A 1,379-nucleotide genomic window follows, 5' to 3' on the forward strand; every position below is an offset into this window, starting at 1 on the left:
AGCAGTCGTCACGCGCATATTACCAACAGTCGAGGCCCTGATCGACCGCGCACGTCGCAGAAACTCGGTGGACAACCGGCCCTCGATGTCTCCAACGCCGCGATGAAAATCCTAGAACACCAAGTCCGCTAATGGCCCGAAGGCGAAGAGGTTCGGGAAGTCGCCTAGGTCCGCTGTATCGGGTAGACCCGCCTCTGACGGCGCAGCCCTTGACCGGCGCTTTTGGTACTGGAGTGCTTCCAAAGTGTCAGGGTGAACGGTACTATCGGGGCGCAAACCCTGAGGGGTTCTCATGGCGACCACGAAAATGATTGCCAGTTTGATGGGCCCGACTCTCCTGGCGATCGGCATCGCGATGTTGGTGAACGCTCGTCATTTTCCTGAAATGGCCAAACAGATCGGTGACGACCCGGGACTGATCTTCGTCTCTGGCATTCTGCTCCTTGTGGCTGGCTTGGCAATCGTGCGCGTGCACAACGTCTGGAGCGGCGGCTGGCGCGTCGTGGTGACGGTTCTAGGGTGGCTCGCCGTGATTAGCGGGATTTTGCGCATGTTGCTGCCTTTTTGGGCCGCCAGCATCGCTTCCAGTTTGGGACAAAGCAGCACTCCGATCATTATCGGCGCGCTCGTTCCGTCGTTCGTCGGTGCCTTTCTTTCCTACAAAGCGTTCACCACCGATTGAGACTCTGTTTTGCCAATGTCTGTTGCAGGCACAGTCACAGGCACTCATCCGAAGTAGCAACCCGCGAGAACCACATCGATGCCGCCGCGACAGCGGGAAGCGCACAAATTACCGAGTCCGACCGGGAGGCCGCGCGGGGGCCCTTTCGTCGAACGAAAAAACCCGAGGGGATACCTATCCATACGTGGGCGCCTACTTCGACTTCCTGGCCGATCTCGACACCCGCCGGTTCCAACTGTGTCCTGGACGTCGATTTTGTGCATGCTGCACGTGAACGGCCGAATTCACCCGAACAAATCATCGTGGTGATTGCGGCCTATGTTGCCGCTGCTTTTGCTGTACGGTCGAAACTTCGTCCCGGCTTGTCTGATCCGGCTGGATGTCAGCTCTTGGCTCCGTGCCGACCTCAGCTCACAGCGCGGCGACGTCTGCATACTGCAGGTGATCCGAACAGGTTTGATGAGAGCGGGCCAAGGTAGTCTTTGACCCGAAGCGGACGTCTTCTTCCTGATTGGCCGCTCGTCCACCCCGTCAACACCTCACGCTCATGTGTCCAGAGAAGGCGGACATCCTTATTGAATTACGATCGTAATTTTATATTATAACCGTCATGGCATCGCGCTGAGCCGCTGTTTGGTGGACGCGGAATGCCGCAAACAGGCTCTTTGCGAGGACTCCATGAATGACAGCAGCAGCA

At 57.7% G+C, this 1,379-nt stretch carries 1 protein-coding gene; it reads left to right on the forward strand.

All coding sequences use genetic code 11. The annotated features are described in order from the left end of the window. The first annotated feature begins 292 nt into the window (after nt 1-292). Entirely contained in the window at nt 293-682 is a 390-nt protein-coding gene (locus I6F35_RS39500) for a hypothetical protein (protein ID WP_225122956.1), read from the forward strand. Nucleotides 683-1,379: the final 697 nt, after the last annotated feature.

The organism is Bradyrhizobium sp. BRP22 (assembly GCF_020194175.1).
Classification (GTDB): domain Bacteria; phylum Pseudomonadota; class Alphaproteobacteria; order Rhizobiales; family Xanthobacteraceae; genus Bradyrhizobium.

What these genes read in the sequence shown, in the direction of transcription:
- I6F35_RS39500 (WP_225122956.1), top strand. Translation starts at nt 293, where the DNA reads ATGGCGACCACGAAAATGATTGCCAGTTTGATGGGCCCGACTCTCCTG.